Source organism: Aeromonas sp. 600724 (genome assembly GCF_049175135.1).
Taxonomy (GTDB): Bacteria; Pseudomonadota; Gammaproteobacteria; order Enterobacterales; family Aeromonadaceae; genus Aeromonas; species Aeromonas veronii_A.
On record NZ_JAAKUM010000001.1, the window covers coordinates 219,248 to 235,236 of the forward strand.

Here is a 15,989-nt window from a genome sequence, read left to right on the forward strand (position 1 = left end):
AGGCCAGTATGTTTGAAATTGGAATTGGCAAAGAGGCCGGGGCGATCAGGGTCGTCCGGCTGACAAATTCAAACGGCGGGTGCCGCCAATCAGCGGTGAGGAAAGTCGAAGGTGAGAATGGGATCCCGGGTATACCAGTGGGCGAGCAGGCAAGCTGCCCGGGGCGTAGCTGTCATGATTGGCATCACTCCCCTCCATATCGGTTGTAGACAGTCGGTGGCCAACAAGATCCATTGATGGGTGCTGCCAACAGGCAGCCTCGCCACGTTAACGGCTGGTTAATTGGCAAACAAGAGATGCACCGACGGGCTGTGCGCCCGCTCACAAAGTGCGCATCTGCGCGGCAAACCGGCAGTGAGGTTGATCCGCCCGCGCCCCCGGTTCGTTATTCTCCCTACCCACACGCCACATCCCCCATCAGCCAAGGCCGGAAGCCATCATGCATCGCAAACCCCATCTGCCCGAGAAGATCTGCCCCGTCTGCCAGCGCCCCTTCAGTTGGCGGCGCAAGTGGGCGCGCAGCTGGGAGGAGGTTCGCTACTGCAGCGAACGCTGTCGCCACGCTCGTCACAGCAGCCAGCAACCTGAGGAGGAGCGAATCTGATGGAACTTCGCCTTGTCCTCGGCGATCAGCTAAACGCCGGTCACAGCTGGTTTCGCACCCCGGATCCGGCGGTTTGCTATCTGATGGCGGAGCTGCGCCAGGAGACCGACTACTGCCGCCACCATCGCCAGAAGGTGCTGGCCTTCTTTGCCGCCATGCGCGCCTTCGCGGCGGCCCTTGGCAAGGCGGGCCACCGCGTCTGTTACCTGACCCTTGATGAGAGTGCCCGCTGGCCCGACTTGCCCAGCCTGCTGGCACCCCAAATCGCGGCACATCAGGCCGACAGCTTTGCCTGGCAGAGCCCGGACGAGTGGCGCCTCGCCTGCCAGCTGAAAAGCTGGGCGGCTGGCCTTGCCATCCCTGCCACCGAGGTAGAGAGCGAACATTTCCTCACCCCCCGCGATGGCTGGCAGCGCTACCCCCACAGCCGGATGGAGTTCTTCTACCGCGCCCTGCGAAAGCAATATCAAGTGCTGCTCGATGAGCACGGCCAACCCCTTGGCGGGCGCTGGAATTTTGATGACGAGAACCGCGCCAAGCTGCCGGAGCGTCAGCCCATCCCGGAACCCCTCACCTTTGCCAACGAGGTGAGCGAGATTGATGCCATGCTGACCCGCCACGGGGTCAGCACCATCGGCGAGGCAGATGCCAGCAGGCTGCCCTGGCCCATCACAAGGCGCCAGAGTCGCGATCTGCTGGCCCATTTTCTCACCCACTGCCTGCCTCACTTTGGCCGCTATCAGGATGCCCTGAGCGAGCGGGGCTGGAGCCTGTTTCACAGCCGTCTGTCGTTTTCCCTCAACAGCAAGATGCTTCATCCGCTTGAGGTGATCCGCGCCGCCGAGACCCACTGGCAGGCCAATCAGGGCACTATCACGTTGGCGCAGGTAGAGGGTTTTATCCGCCAGATCCTCGGCTGGCGCGAGTTTGTCCGCGCCCTCTACTGGGAAAAGATGCCCGACTACCAGCAGACCAATTTTCTCGGGGCCAACCGGCCGCTGCCCGGTTTTTTCTGGAGCGGCGAAACCAAGATGGCCTGCGTGCGCCACGCCATCAACCAATCCCTTGAGCACGGCTACGCCCACCATATCCAGCGGCTGATGGTGACCGGCAATTTTGCCCTGCTGGCGGGGATCGACCCCGATGAGGTGGATCAGTGGTATCTCGGCATCTATGTGGATGCCATCGAGTGGGTGGAGCTGCCCAACACCCGCGGCATGAGCCAGTTTGCCGACGGCGGCCTGATGGGCAGCAAGCCCTACGCCAGCAGCGGCGCCTATCTCGAGCGGATGGGCCACTACTGCAAGGGGTGCCACTATCAGGTCAAAGCACGCCACGGCGACGGGAGCTGCCCCTTCAACAGCCTCTACTGGCACTTTCTTTGGCGCAATCGGGACAAACTGGGCGGCAATCCCCGCCTCGCCCTCCCCTATGCCAACTGGGATAGCCAAGCCGCCGAACAGCAGCACGCCATTCTGGCGACGGCGGAGCACTACCTGATCAAGCTGGAGCAGCTGTAAGTGGGCCATGCCCCTCACAACATCACAGCGCTTTACGCTGGAAATCAGACACGTTATCGCACCAAACACCAGCCTGTGACCAGCAAGCAGACGGAGATCCCAATCCTGCGCAGAGCAGTTGAATATCCTGTGGCGGCTGATTATGGTGGTGGCCACATCAGGAGATCAGTCAAGGAAAGACGATATGGAGATAGTGGTTCTCGGTGGCGGCGTAATTGGGGTAACCAGCGCCTGGTATCTGGCCAAAGCGGGTCACAAAGTAACCCTGCTGGAGCGACAAGGTGGCGTCGCCCTTGAAACCAGCCATGCCAACGCCGGGCAGATATCCCCGGGTTATGCGGCACCCTGGGCGGCCCCCGGCATCCCCCTCAAGGCCGCCAAGTGGATGCTGCAAAAGCATGCCCCCTTCACCGTGCGCCCCACTGCCGATCCCTTCCAGCTACGCTGGATGCTCAGAATGCTCGCCAACTGCACCCCGACCGCCTATGCCACCAACAAGGGGCGCATGGTGCGTCTGGCCGAATACAGCCGCGACTGCATGAAGCGGCTGCGTGACGAGCTGAACATCGATTACGAAGGGCGCCAGCTCGGCACCCTGCAGCTGTTTAGAAGCCAGTCCCAGCTCGATGCCAGTCAGCGCGATATCGAGGTGCTGGAGGAGTATGGCGTCCCCTACCAGTCGCTGGATGCCAGCGGCTGCGAATCGGCAGAGCCTGCGCTGGCGCGAGTGCGTGGCAAAATCGTCGGCGGCTTGCGTCTGCCCGGCGACGAGACCGGCGACTGCTTCCGCTTCACCAAGGCCCTTGCCCTTGAAGCCGAGAAGCTCGGGGTCAAGTTCGTCTTCAACTGCGACATCGACGAGATTGAGCAAGCCCGCGGCCGCGCCGTGGCGGTGCGGGCAGGCGAGCAGCGCTATCGCGCCGATGCCATCGTCTGCGCACTCGGCAGTTATGCCACCGGTTTTTTGCGGCCGCTGCTGCGCCCGCTCGGACTGGAGCTGCCGGTCTATCCGGTCAAGGGCTACTCCCTCACCCTGCCGATGATCAACGCCGAGGCCGCCCCGCGCAGTACCGTGCTCGACGAGACCTACAAGGTGGCCATCACCCGCTTTGACGAGCGGATCCGGGTCGGCGGCATGGCGGAGCTGTCGGGCTACAACCTCGCCCTCAACCCCAGACGCCACGACACTCTGGCGATGGTGGTGGGGGATCTCTTTCCCGAAGGGGGCGATATCAGCAAAGCTGAATTCTGGACCGGTCTGCGCCCCATGACACCGGACGGCACCCCGCTGGTGGGGCCAAGCCCCATTCCCGGCCTCTGGCTCAATACCGGCCACGGCACATTGGGCTGGACCATGGCGGCCGGTTCGGGTCAGCTGTTGTGCGATCTCATCAGCGGCAGCGAACCCGCCATCAGCGATGAGGGGCTCACCCTGGCCCGTTACGGCTAAGCGCCTACGCTGTCGGACTGTTTCACTCGCCAACTGCGCCCTCAGACCACAGCAGAGGACGTTCCCAACCGCTTTATTGACAGGCCACCGCCAAAACGGTGGCCTTTACGTCTGATGTTGACCTTCTCCCTCCCCGTCTGCCTGAGCGGTGCTCTGGCTGCCGGTTAATGCAGCAAACGGCACAGAATATTGCGCAATTCGACTTGCGCAAGCCGTCACAATCCGTAATGTGGATAGACGCATTTTTCGCAGCGCATATTTTTTAAATGGCCTGTAAACCGCTTGTAAACAGGCGTCGCCAGACAAGGGGGTACGGGTGTCACCACGAGTTTCTTTAGCAGCAATCCAGGGTAGGACAATATGAAAAAAGTAGGTTTGGTCGGTTGGCGTGGCATGGTGGGATCGGTTCTGATGAGCCGGATGCAGGAAGAGCAGGATTTCGCCCATATTCAACCCACATTCTTCACCACCTCCCAGGCCGGTGAGGCCGCTCCCAACTTCGGCGTCGATGCCGGTACTCTGCAAGACGCCTTCGATATCGAAGCGCTGGCCAAGCAGGATATCATCATCACCGCGCAAGGCGGCGACTACACCAAGGATGTCTATCCGCGCCTGAAAGCCGCCGGCTGGCAGGGTTACTGGATTGACGCCGCCTCCTCCCTGCGGATGGAGAAAGACGCCGTCATCATTCTGGATCCGGTCAACGGCGATGTCATCGAGCAGGCCCTGAACGATGGCATCAAGACCTTCGTCGGCGGCAACTGCACCGTCAGCCTGATGCTGCTGGCCCTCGGCGGCCTGTTCAAGGCCGATCTGGTGGAGTGGGTCAGCGTTGCCACCTATCAGGCAGCCTCCGGTGGCGGTGCCCGCCATATGCGCGAGCTGGTCACCCAGATGGGGATGCTGCGCGACGAAGTGGCGGTTGAGCTGGCAGACCCCGCCTCCGCCATCCTCGACATCGAACGCAAGATCACCGAGAAGACCCGCTCCGGCACCCTGCCGGTGGACAACTTCGGCGTGCCGCTGGCCGGTGGCCTTATCCCCTGGATTGACACCAAGCTCGACAACGGCCAGAGCCGTGAAGAGTGGAAGGGTCAGGCCGAGACCAACAAGATTTTGGGTATCGAGAATGCCGTCATTCCGGTGGATGGTCTCTGCGTGCGGATCGGCGCCCTGCGCTGCCACAGCCAGGCCTTCACCATCAAGCTGAAAAAGGATGTGCCGCTGGCGGAGATCGAAGCGCTGCTGGCTGCCCACAACGACTGGGTAAAAGTGATCCCCAACGATCGCGACATCACCGCCCGCGAGCTGACTCCGGCGGCCGTTACCGGCACCCTCAGCATTCCGGTGGGTCGTCTGCGCAAACTCAATATGGGCCCTGAGTATCTGGCCGCCTTTACCGTGGGTGACCAGCTGCTGTGGGGCGCCGCCGAGCCGCTGCGCCGCATGCTGCGTATCCTGCTGGCGCGCTAATCCGCCACAAAAGCAGAGACAACAAGGGCGGGGAGTCACACTCCCCGCCCTTTTTTATTGCCAGTTTTTATAAGCCCTTTAGCAGGCTCTCACTCTTGCAGTCACTTAAAGCAGAATACGCTGACAGCCGCTGTAGATCTCGGCCCGCCCGGGGCGGCAAAAACCCACCAGCGTCAGCCCTGTCTGCTCGGCCCGCTCGACCGCAAGCTCGGTGGCAGCGGAGATGGCGAGCAGGATCTCGACCCCAGCGCTGGCGCACTTTTGCACCATTTCGAAGCTGGCGCGGCTGGTCACCAGAATGGCGCCGTCACGGCGACCCGTGCGGCACAGATGGCCCACCAGCTTATCCAGCGCAATATGGCGCCCCACATCCTCGCGGATGGCGAGAATATTGCCCTCCCCGTCCAGATGCACAGCCGCATGGGTGGCGCCGGTGCGCTGGCCCAGCAGCTGGAGCGGGCGCAGTGCGCTCAATACCTTGTCGATATGGCCCACCGCCAGGCGCTGACTATCGGGCAAGCTTGGCTGGGTGCGGATCACCTGCTCCAGACTTTCGCTGCCACAGATGCCGCAACCGGTACGGCCCGCCAGGGTGCGCCGCTTCTCTTTAAGGCGATAGACACAGCGGTTGGCCAGGGTGATATGCAGCTCAATCCCCTGACAGCCATCAATCTGTTCGATGTCGTGGATATCGAGCAGGCTGTCGATGATCCCCTCGGATAGCGAAAACCCGATGGCGAAATCCTCCAGATCGGAGGCCGAGCACATCATCACGCTGTGGGCGATGCCGTTGTAGACCAGCGCCACCGGCGTCTCGGAGGGGAGCGCCATCTCGCTGTCGCAGGTCAAGGTATCGGCGCGGTAGTGCACCACCTCGCGGTGGATGGCGCAGCGGGCCAGTTCGTTCTGCGCCTCCAGCTCAAGTAGCTCTCTCATGGTGCGACCCCGTCAATGATCTCGGGATCTCTGGCCGAAATGCCGAGCCGCTTCATCTTGGAGAGCAAGGTGGTGCGCTTCATGCCAAGGCGGTTGGCCGCCCCCCGCTCGCCAGCGACAATGCCGTTGCAGTCGCGCAGGGCGGCGATGATCGCCTCGCGCTCATCAATCGGCCCCTCCTCGGCAAAGAGCGGCGTGGCGGGCTCGTCATAGACCAGGGTCTCAATCTTGTGGTAGCCCTTGAGGGGCATCAGCTCCTCCGGCGAGAGGTTGAGCACATGACCGCGGGTCATCACCACGGCGCGCTCGATGACGTTCTCCAGCTCGCGGATATTGCCGTACCAGGGCAGCGATACCAGCATCTTCATCGCATCGGCGGGGATAGAGGTGATGGTGCGGCGCATCCGCTTGGCGATCTTCTTGATAAAGAAATTGACCAGCAGCGGAATATCCTCGCGCCGCTCGCGCAGGGGGGGCAGCTCGATGGGAAAGACATTGAGGCGGTAGTAGAGATCGCTTCTGAAACGCTTGTTCTTGACCATTGAGAGCAGATCGCAGTTGGTGGCGGCCACCAGCCGCACATCCACTGCTATTGGGTTGCTGTTGCCCACCCGCTCCAGCTCGTGCTCCTGCAATACCCGCAAGAGTTTGGGCTGCAAGTCCAGCGGCATATCCCCCACTTCATCGAGGAACAGGGTGCCCTTGTGGGCCCGCTCGAAACGGCCGATGCGCTGGGTCAAGGCGCCGGTAAAGGCCCCCTTTTCGTGGCCAAAGAGATCGCTCTCGATAAGGCCGGTGGGAATGGCGGCGCAGTTCACCTTCACCATCTCGTGATCGTGGCGGGCACTCAGGGCGTGAATGGCCTGGGCGATCAGCTCCTTGCCGGTACCGGTCTCGCCGAGGATCAGCACGGTACTGTCGCTCTCGGCCACCAGCCGCACCTTCTCCAGCACGCTCTCCATCACCGCGCTCTGGTAGATGATGTGGGGGAACTCCCCCTGCATCTGCGGTTCGTTGATGCGAATGGTCTTCTCTTTGGCGCCGTTGGTGTTGGAGATCTCCTGCTGCGCCTGCACGTTGTTCATGGCAATGGCGGTGCGCGCCGCCACCTGCTCCAGCAAGGAGATATCGATATCGGCAAAGAAGTCGGCGTTGGGGTGCGAGAGGATCAACACCCCCAGCAGGTTGCCCCGATAGCGCAGCGGCAAAATGCAGGAGCTGTCAGCCTCGGGCGGCAGGATCTGGGAGGTAAAGCGGCAGCGATTGCTGCAGCCGTGGCCGTGTTCGCGATAGACGAAAAACGGCTCGCTGTGGCCAAGGGCCCCCTGCAGACACTTCTTTTCGAAACAGGAGTGATCGATGATGCCCGGCTGCTCGCTCTGGTGCTGATTGACCAGATAGCTTTTGAAGCTGTCGGAGGTGGCGTTGTATTCGGCCAGACACAAGCTGCTGATGCCGAAGTGGTGATGCAGGATGGCAAACAGGCTCTTGGGCAGCTCGGCGATGCGCACCAGTTTGATTACCGCGTTGGTTACATCCACCAGAATTTTGCAGCTGTCGCGCTCAAGGCGTAGGGAGTTGGCCTGCTCCAGGGTGCGCTCCTTGTCGAGCACGTTCTCCAGCGCAATGGCGATAATGGCCGCCAGCTGGGTCAGTTTGGCCAGGGTCTCCATGGTGAAGCTGTCGAGCTGGGTGTTGATAAACTCGACCCCGCCTAGATGGCTGCGGGCGGTGGTGATGGGGAGCTGGCAGTAGGAGCGCAGCCCCCCGTAGACCCCTTCGCGATCCAGCGCCGGGCAGCGATTCTCAAAGCGGGCGGCAGCGAGAATGATGGCCTGTTCCGGGGTCTCTTTGGTAGGACGGGGGGAGAGGTGCAGCTCTGCCTTGGGGCAGACCAGATGCTTTGGGCCGGAATGTCCCATGAAGTAGAAGATGGCCTCCTCGTCCGCACCCATGTTGAGGATCAGGTTGACCCGGGTCACGCCGCCGAAGCTGGCATCTATCTTGTTGAGTTTGTGGATAAAATCATCGAGCGTCACGGCCGACAGGAGGGATTTGGAGAGCAGGAGAAAACCGTCGTCCCAGATGGGAGAGATCTCGTCCAGGGGGATGGCACTCACATTTAGCATTGCGGCCTCACGTTATATCGATTTAGTCACCAGTCAGGCTGTCCATGCCATCGCATCACGACAAACACCCGTCACCAAAATAAATAGCCGCAGCCCGTAAAAGCGGCTGCCAATAAGAAAAGCGGTGACGAAAATTGTCGCATGTTGCAATTCCAGAGTTGTTATTAACGAACGACAACAAAAAGTAACATCGTTATCGGGGGATATATTGGAATGGCGACTCATCATAGATGAGCTCAAATTTCATTACAATCCGATTTAATATATCTGATGGCCATATTTAACCGGTTATTTCATCAGTTCTTGATCTCAATTAAGGCGCCCGAAAAGTGGGCCGCCGTCAACTGTCAGATCTGCCTCTCCTCTTCGCTGGCTGCTTCACTGGCTGCGGGTTTCGAGATGGCGTTTGCAACCCATCCCTCGGCAATTTATGAGGTGATGATCCGGCTGTGGCAGCACTTCAGGCCACCGAAGATAAAGAGGGCCGACAAGCTCTGGAAGGCCATCAGCAGCCAGCTGGCGTTGTCGGCAAGCTCGGCGGTGACGCTCTGATGCGTGAGGTAGACCAGCAGGGTGATCACCCCCAGCAGCAGGCCGTTGATCAAGGTGGTGGAGATAAACCCGATCAGCCAGGCACTGGAAATACTCAAGGCGGAAAATACGCTGCTCATGGCGAGCCGCGCTGCCATAAAACAGCCGAAAAAACCGAAGCCCAGCAGAAATATCATCTCGTCGCGCCAAATATAGCAACCTATTCCCAGCAATATCGCCGCCAGATAGGTGCCAATATAGAAAAGTCCGAATAAGCGACCAATTTCATGTTGCATCATTTACTCCCCTTTTTTTGGGTAATAAAAGGGTGCCCGACTCGATAAATCCGAGTCGGGTTCCCTTATTTGTGCAGAACCTCTTTTTTAGGGCGATCAGCCTTTGGCTGCGCTGCGCAATTTCGCCTTGAGCGCGCTGTATTCAGTCTGGACGTACACTTCCGCCTCAGGCTGATTGTCGATGCGCTCGATCTTCACCGCGCAGTACTTGTACTCCGGCGTGTGGGAGACGGGATCGACGTGCTCGATGGTGAGCTCGTTGCAGGCCCCGATCCACCACTGGTAGGTCATGTAGACCACCCCGGCGTTGACCCGGTCGTTGTAGTTGGCCCGGGTAATTACCTTGCCACGGCGCGACGAGATCCAGACCAGCGCCTGATCCTTCACCCCAAGCCTCTTGGCATCGCTCGGGTGGATCTGCACATAGCCCGGCTCATCGGCCAGGGTCTGCAGCGCCGAGCAGTTGCCGGTCATGGAGCGGCAGGAGTAGTGACCTACCTCGCGCACGGTGGAGAGCACCAGCGGGTACTCGGCACAGGGCTGCTCCAGCGGCGGCCGCCACTCGGAGGCAATCAGCTGACCCTTGCCGCTCGGGGTGGTGAACACGTTCCCCTCGAACAGAGTGCTGGTGCCCGGGTGATCCTCGGTCGGGCAAGGCCACTGCACACTCTTGAGATCGGCCATCTTGTCGTAGCTGACCCCGGCATAGAGCGGGCAGAGCGCACGCATCTCGTCCCAGATCTCTTCGGTGTTGTGGTACTCCATGGGATACCCCATGGCGGTCGCCATCAAGGAGAAGATCGCCCAGTCCGGTTTCACGTTCTCAGGGGGCGTCACCGCCTTGTAGAAGCGCTGGAAGCCGCGATCCGCCGAGCTGTAGACCCCTTCATGCTCGCCCCAGCTGGTGGCGGGCAGAATGACGTCGGCCATCTCGGCGGTCTGGGTCATGAAGATATCCTGCACGATCACCAGCTCCATCCCCGCCAGAGTGCGGCGGAACTGACCCAAGTCAGCCTCGGTCTGGGCCGGATCTTCACCGAAGATGTAGAAGGCCTTGCACTTGCCCTCCTCCACCTTGTGGCCAAGCTCGGTCAGGCGATAGCCGGGTTTCTGGGAGAGTGACGCCACGCCCCACGCCTTGGCGAACTTGGCGCTGATGGCGGGATCGGCCACCGACTGATAACCCGGAAACTGGTGCGGCAACATCCCCATGTCGCAGGTGCCCTGCACGTTGTTCTGACCACGCACCGGCCCGCAGCCGGTGCCGCGGCGACCGAAGTTGCCGGTCAGCAGCGCCAGACCCGCCAGCCCCTTGACCACGTCCACCGCCTGACCGTACTGGGTCACCCCCATGCCCCACAGGATCATGGACGCAGGCGACTCGGCGTAGGTGCGAATGGCGGCGCGGATATCGGCGGCTTTCAGGCCAGTGATCCCCTCCACATATTCCGGGGTGTACTTGGCTACCGTCGCCTTGAAGGTCTCGAACCCTTCGGTGTAGTTGGCGACAAAGGCCTTGTTGTAGAGCCCTTCATTGATCAACACGTTGGCGAAGGCGTTAACCAGCGCCATGTTGGAACCGTTTTTGAGCGGCAGCCACTGATCGGCGATACGGGCGGTCTCCACCATGCGGGGATCACACACAATCACCTTGGCCCCGTTTGCCTTCGCCTTGAGGATATGGCGGGCGACGATGGGGTGAGAGTCAGCAGCGTTGTAACCAAACACCAGCAGGCACTTGGTCTCTTGAATTTCGGGAATGGCGTTGCTCATGGCGCCGTTACCTACAGTTGTCTCCAGACCGGAGACTGAGGGTGCGTGTCACACCCTCGCGCAGTGGTCGACGTTGTTCGTCCCAATCACCGCACGGGCAAATTTCTGCATCACATAGTTGGCTTCATTGCCCGGGCCACGGGCAGAGCCGGTGGTCATGATGGCGTCCGGGCCATATTTCGCCTTGATGGCAGAGAGACGGCTGCTGGCGAACTCGATGGCTTCGTCCCAGGAGACTGCCTCAAACTTGCCACCGCGCTCGCGGCGGATCATCGGGCTCTTGAGACGGGGGGTCAGCAGGTTGGTGTCGTTCAAGAAATCCCAACCGTAATAGCCCTTGAGGCAGAGCTGCCCCTCGTTGGTCCGGCCGTTGGCGCCTTCGGCCCCCACCACCTTGTCGTTTTCAACCAGCAGGTTGATTTTGCAACCGGTGCCGCAATAGGGGCACACGGTAATGACTTTTTTCATGACTCACACTCTTGTTTGTTAACGAAAAACGGCTTGGCAAGCCCGCTCACACCCGCGCTGGCATCGCCAGCAGTGCCTCGGCACTGGCCAGCTGTTTCTGCCGGTTCAGGTTTTCAAGATGCTCCGGCGTGACCAGCCGCAGCGCCTGGGTCGGACACACCTCGACACAGGCCGGGCCCGCCTCGCGGTGACGGCAGAGATCGCACTTGAGCGCCTGCGCCTTGGTCTGCGGACGCTTGAAGAGCGAATCGGCAGCGGGGGCCACCTCTTTGAGCACCACCGCCATGGCGCCGTAAGGACAGGCCACCACGCAGGACTTGCAGCCGATGCAGCGCTCCTGCAACACCTTGACGCAACCATCCTCGCTGACGATGGCATTGTTCGGGCAGGCCATGGCGCACGGCTTGTCTTCACACTGGCGGCAGAGCACCGGCGTGGTCACCTTGCTGCCCACGATCACCTTCAGGCGCGGCTGAAAGTAGCTGTCCTTGGAGACCAGATGTCCATCCTCGATGGCAAGATGCAGGCCGCCCTCCCGCTCAAGGGTCCCGCTGCAAGACCCTGACTGGTGTGAAACGGCGCAGGCCACCTCACAGGTACGACACCCAATACAGAGACTGGGATCTGCAATCACGAAGCTGTTCATAGAGAGGGATCCTAAATGGTTCGTTACACCGGGCCGCCCGCCGACAGGCAAAGAGGCGGCCAGCCCCCCACAAAGCATTTATCAGACCAAAACGGGCCAAGGGTGCGATGAAAATTCACAACCATATGAAAATAAAGGAGTAATTAGAAAAGGATGCGTGCTGGATGCCGCTCCTGACAAGGGTGACGACGGGGTGGGAAGTGTGATCGACACGACAAAAGTGACGAGCTCGACACCGGCTGACCAGCCCCTGCCCCAGCCATATAACGAAGCCGTTCGAAGGCGTTGGCAACCAGGATCGGCCGCCCTATACCGGACAAGCGGAGGAACGACATCCGGGGAGAAAAGCCATAGCAAGGGCCAAAAGTGGGCTGTGCAGCACGCCAAAGCCGCTTGGAGCGGTGGCCAAGTTGTTTGGTTTTGCTATCGAGCTGGCAGGTCATCATCAAGTCAAACCGAACAAAAACAGGCCACTTATTGACTGATTTGTTGAGCCAGAGCCGGTTTTAGGCCCCTGCCCCTTCAGTTTTTCACCTGTCCGGTTAATATGTGCCACTTGGCAACCAGCTCCGTTGGGGTCGTTTCCATGCAGATAAGCGATAAACAGCACAGGTTAAAAGCAGCAAACTGGGAGCTGGAACTTAGGGGCGGTAGCTAAATCATATTGAATAGTATGGGTCTCAACTTTATGAGCACATCCTCCCCACATTGAATATAAGCTACACATAATTCTTACTATACAGTCTCCGCATATAGTTTAAATTAAACAAACTTCTGATATTTGGATTATTATGAGCCTAATTGAGAGCATTAAAGTAATTAAAATTCTTAGGGACACCGCGATTATTTCTACTAAAAAAGAGTCTCATAATGTAAATATGAGGACAATGAAATCGTTAGCCGATGGAGTTAGAAATCTAAAAGTGAATGAAGTCGGTAGGCTTGTATCCCTCATGGACAAGTATCCACATATAGAACGAAAAATATTTCTATTTAATAGTTATAAAGATAACATGATTTCGAATAGTAATTTTTATAATCTAGGTACAGTATTCAACATTTTATCTTTTGGCTCGTATATTACTAAAAATAATACATATATTGAACAATTCATCGACAAAAAGAATGAAACTGAACAACATGTTGTAAGAGGTGATTATGATATAGCACTCAGTCTCATAGATGAAATCGACAATGTATTTGGTAAAACTCTATGGAGTATTGATACAAGGATTTGTATATGGTCAATAAAAGGCTCGCAAGATGAACACAACATAATTGACGATATTGATGAATTAGCTAAGGAAAATGAGCTATTAACCCCATTCAAAAGTCTTTTATCGCAAAAATATATCCCTTTGAATTCTATTGATTTTTTGAGGAACACATTTTCAAAAACAGCAATGGAATATCGTTCAAGTGGCCACGCACCATATATCGACACAATTTCCACCATCATATCCCCTTATGAGTATGATAAAGAAAGAAACATAGATAATGTGGTTTTTTATAGTGAGGTATTAAACCCAATTGACAAATACTTAATATTTAGAAGAATCTTTTTCGAATATTTTACAGGTGAAAACAAAAGTGCTTACGACCAACTTTATGTTAATTTTATTGAGCATGCATCTATTGTCGAAAACGATCCGACATGGCGTTCAATAAATAGTATAAGAAACAATGAAATAAATGTAAGAACAACTAAAAAATCAAATGAAATAATAGACCTTTACACCAAAGGAATGTATAGCAGTGTTATAGTAGATTGTTTCTCAAGTATCAACGAGGCTAGGTTTGATTTTGGTTTAACCGATATTTTAGTCAGATCTTTAGCCCATACAATAAACGTAAACAACGAAGAAGAAATCAAAGAAAAGGTTAAATCACCTGTTTTAAGAATTATATTGGCAATGAGTTTGTCATTAGACCATAACCACGAAGAATTTAACATAAAGAAAAACATTGAGCAGTCTATAATAAAATTCTCCAGCTTCGAATTCATCAAATGCATTGAGGCTACAGCATACTCTCTACATCCTTACTCAAATGTAGAAAAAATTAAATCTGCTAGTCTCTCTGTTTTTTGCTCTGAATATACGTTTACGCCAAAATACCACTATTTTTCAATTCAAAAAAACATCCGGAGTAGTTATTATCCACTAGCTCATGCAAATTCAATAGAGAATTTATCAGCAAGTAGGTTAGCTCGAGCAAATATTGAAATAGCTCTAGATGATAAATCAGTTGAACTTCAAGCTTTAATAAAGCTACATGATGAACTATCTCAATATTCAGATATAACTAAATCAGAAAGACTGTATTTGATATCTGAGATGTACATATCTAGAGGTGCACTTGAAGAGTTGATGGAAATCATAGCTAAAGACTGTATTGAAAACCCAATAAATATCGTTTACTACCCCTTAATAACACTGATGGATTATATAGATACGAATAGTAACGCATGTCAAAACCCTAGTGCTCTTATATGTTGCTATTTATATCACACAACAGTAAACCCCGCTTATAGAGAGAAAACCTCTGAACTGCTCGAGGACTATCTGTTATCACTATCGCTTAAAAAACCTAGTGAACTATTTCTAGATGCAGAAAAAATTGACTCCTTAGGTATTTACATATTATCTAAGATATGTACACCAGAAATAATGAGTAGTCTCATTGAGATAACCAGTAATAGAGAGCTCCTCGTAGAACGGCTTAAAATAATAAAAGGTCTTTCCTCGCTCAAAGCAATGGATCAATCATTGAATGAGGAAGAAAGCAGTATCGTTAGAGATCTCTTATCTAGCAAACTAACAGCTCAACATGAAAAAAGCAAAATAACTATCAATACCGATGGAATAATTAAATCTCAATTAAGTGAATACAAAACTCTTTTGTATCACTACTTTATGATCACTCATAGAAATCAAGAGATATGTGATGACAACTTGGTCATTGGGAAAAATCTCACAGATGCAGTGCATTATTCTCTGTATTATCAAATTTATAAAGATTACATTCTCAACAATGATTTTGGTGTAGTAAGAAGCCTAAGCTCTGAAATAAGACATGGAGTCCTCCCAAATCAGATTAGAAGTGTATTTGAAGCTTATAACCTTGTGACAATTATGACCTCACAAAATGAATATGCACCAAATGAATATTGGAGAGACTACTTTTCACAAATACTTCGAGATAAAGCAGTCAACAGAATTGATGATGCATTTAAACTTTTCTCAAAAGAAGTAGACGAAATAATCAAAGAAGTAACAGAGTGGCCTAAAGTAGCACTGGTACATGATAGTCAAGATAAAAACCATGTTTTTCGCTTTGAATATAAAGAGTTAAGTATAAAAACCTTATACGAAACTGCCTGCATTGGATTGTCTTCAGAAGAAGATATATCTGATGACAGAGTAGTATCTTTCATGAAAGATATTGAAAACACGTGTTGGATTGAATTGCAGCCATCATTTAACAAGATGAAAGCACGCTTAAATGAAGAGCTAAAACCTATGTTTAACAACCTCTTGTCTCAATTAAAAGAAAATGTTTCCAAGATCCATCGTTCTATTCATCTAGAAGAGAATATTGATGAGTGTAATAGAAAACTGATTGAGGAAATTTCATACATTGAATCATGGTTCAAAAAACCAGAATATGCTTTAACAGATGTACAATTTGATATCTATGATGTGGTGAACTCTTCATTAGAGTGTATTCAAGCTATATATGAGCCAAAAACCTTGCATATAAACAAAAATTTCAATCAAACAGAAGAGAGTATTAGAATTGATAGTAAGCCATCTTTAGGTTTAATGCGTGCCTTGCTATCAATTTACAGTAACTGTCTCAAACATGGCTTGTCCGGCTCAGGCACTGAAATAACCATATCAATATATAATCATTCAGGCACATATATCATTGACGTGACAAATGATATATCATCCCTCTGCGAAAAGGATATCATGAGTAAAAATTTAATCAGCAAGATATCAGAATACAGCATCCAAGATAAAGGTGATAAGTTAACGAGCGAAGGTGATACTGGATTATATAAAATATATAGATATCTAACTGATAGTTATGGTAACTATTCATTTTCAGTGTTGTGTGAACATAGTAAATTCATTCAAAGAGTGATGATTTCATGAGCA

At 54.3% G+C, this 15,989-nt stretch carries 10 protein-coding genes; 5 read left to right on the forward strand and 5 right to left on the reverse strand.

Annotated elements, in window-relative coordinates; all coding sequences use genetic code 11:
- Window positions 1–439 precede the first annotated feature (439 nt).
- The 4 genes from G5168_RS00980 to asd all read left to right on the forward strand — a co-directional run bounded on the left by G5168_RS00980 (window position 440) and on the right by asd (window position 5,047).
- The gene (locus tag G5168_RS00980) at window positions 440–604 is read left to right on the forward strand and encodes a DUF2256 domain-containing protein (RefSeq protein WP_128816034.1); all 165 of its coding nucleotides are present in this window, start codon (window positions 440–442) and stop codon (window positions 602–604) included.
- Window positions 604–2,124, forward strand: coding sequence for a cryptochrome/photolyase family protein (locus G5168_RS00985; protein WP_421251712.1), 1,521 nt, complete (start codon window positions 604–606; stop codon window positions 2,122–2,124). Before G5168_RS00980 ends, G5168_RS00985 begins: the two co-directional genes overlap by 1 nt.
- A 142-nt stretch (window positions 2,125–2,266) precedes the next feature.
- A complete protein-coding gene (locus G5168_RS00990; RefSeq protein WP_323896744.1) occupies window positions 2,267–3,574 on the forward strand; it encodes a D-amino acid dehydrogenase in 1,308 nt (435 codons plus the stop codon).
- Window positions 3,575–3,934: 360 nt separating this feature from the next.
- A complete protein-coding gene (gene asd / locus G5168_RS00995; protein ID WP_005345266.1) occupies window positions 3,935–5,047 on the forward strand; it encodes an aspartate-semialdehyde dehydrogenase in 1,113 nt (370 codons plus the stop codon).
- 105 nt (window positions 5,048–5,152) lie between these two features.
- Here the strand turns inward: asd and fdhD are convergent, their stop codons facing one another.
- The 5 genes from fdhD to G5168_RS01020 form a co-directional block, all read right to left on the reverse strand.
- The gene (gene fdhD / locus G5168_RS01000; RefSeq protein WP_323905560.1) at window positions 5,153–5,983 is read right to left on the reverse strand and encodes a formate dehydrogenase accessory sulfurtransferase FdhD; all 831 of its coding nucleotides are present in this window, start codon (window positions 5,981–5,983) and stop codon (window positions 5,153–5,155) included.
- Entirely contained in the window at window positions 5,980–8,112 is a 2,133-nt protein-coding gene (locus G5168_RS01005) for a sigma 54-interacting transcriptional regulator (protein ID WP_421251713.1), read from the reverse strand. Before G5168_RS01005 ends, fdhD begins: the two co-directional genes overlap by 4 nt.
- A gap of 428 nt (window positions 8,113–8,540) precedes the next feature.
- A complete protein-coding gene (locus G5168_RS01010; protein ID WP_005351584.1) occupies window positions 8,541–8,939 on the reverse strand; it encodes a hypothetical protein in 399 nt (132 codons plus the stop codon).
- Between the two features lie 96 nt (window positions 8,940–9,035).
- Window positions 9,036–11,180 (reverse strand): formate dehydrogenase subunit alpha, encoded by a 2,145-nt coding sequence (gene fdhF, locus G5168_RS01015; RefSeq protein WP_421251714.1) that lies wholly within the window; start codon window positions 11,178–11,180, stop codon window positions 9,036–9,038.
- A 46-nt stretch (window positions 11,181–11,226) separates the two neighbouring features.
- Complete coding sequence (locus G5168_RS01020; RefSeq protein ID WP_033112617.1) at window positions 11,227–11,826, reverse strand: 4Fe-4S dicluster domain-containing protein; 600 nt, start codon at window positions 11,824–11,826, stop codon at window positions 11,227–11,229.
- A gap of 791 nt (window positions 11,827–12,617) precedes the next feature.
- Here G5168_RS01020 and G5168_RS01025 point away from each other — a divergent pair.
- The gene (locus G5168_RS01025; RefSeq protein ID WP_421251715.1) at window positions 12,618–15,986 is read left to right on the forward strand and encodes a hypothetical protein; all 3,369 of its coding nucleotides are present in this window, start codon (window positions 12,618–12,620) and stop codon (window positions 15,984–15,986) included.
- Window positions 15,987–15,989: the final 3 nt, after the last annotated feature.

Coding starts and splice junctions, on each gene's coding strand:
- G5168_RS00980 (WP_128816034.1), top strand. CDS start 440: ATGCATCGCAAACCCCATCTGCCCGAGAAGATCTGCCCCGTCTGCCAG.
- G5168_RS00985 (WP_421251712.1), top strand. CDS start 604: ATGGAACTTCGCCTTGTCCTCGGCGATCAGCTAAACGCCGGTCACAGC.
- G5168_RS00990 (WP_323896744.1), top strand. CDS start 2,267: ATGGTGGTGGCCACATCAGGAGATCAGTCAAGGAAAGACGATATGGAG.
- asd (WP_005345266.1), top strand. CDS start 3,935: ATGAAAAAAGTAGGTTTGGTCGGTTGGCGTGGCATGGTGGGATCGGTT.
- fdhD (WP_323905560.1), bottom strand. CDS start 5,983: ATGAGAGAGCTACTTGAGCTGGAGGCGCAGAACGAACTGGCCCGCTGC.
- G5168_RS01005 (WP_421251713.1), bottom strand. CDS start 8,112: ATGCTAAATGTGAGTGCCATCCCCCTGGACGAGATCTCTCCCATCTGG.
- G5168_RS01010 (WP_005351584.1), bottom strand. CDS start 8,939: ATGCAACATGAAATTGGTCGCTTATTCGGACTTTTCTATATTGGCACC.
- G5168_RS01020 (WP_033112617.1), bottom strand. CDS start 11,826: ATGAACAGCTTCGTGATTGCAGATCCCAGTCTCTGTATTGGGTGTCGT.
- G5168_RS01025 (WP_421251715.1), top strand. CDS start 12,618: ATGAGCCTAATTGAGAGCATTAAAGTAATTAAAATTCTTAGGGACACC.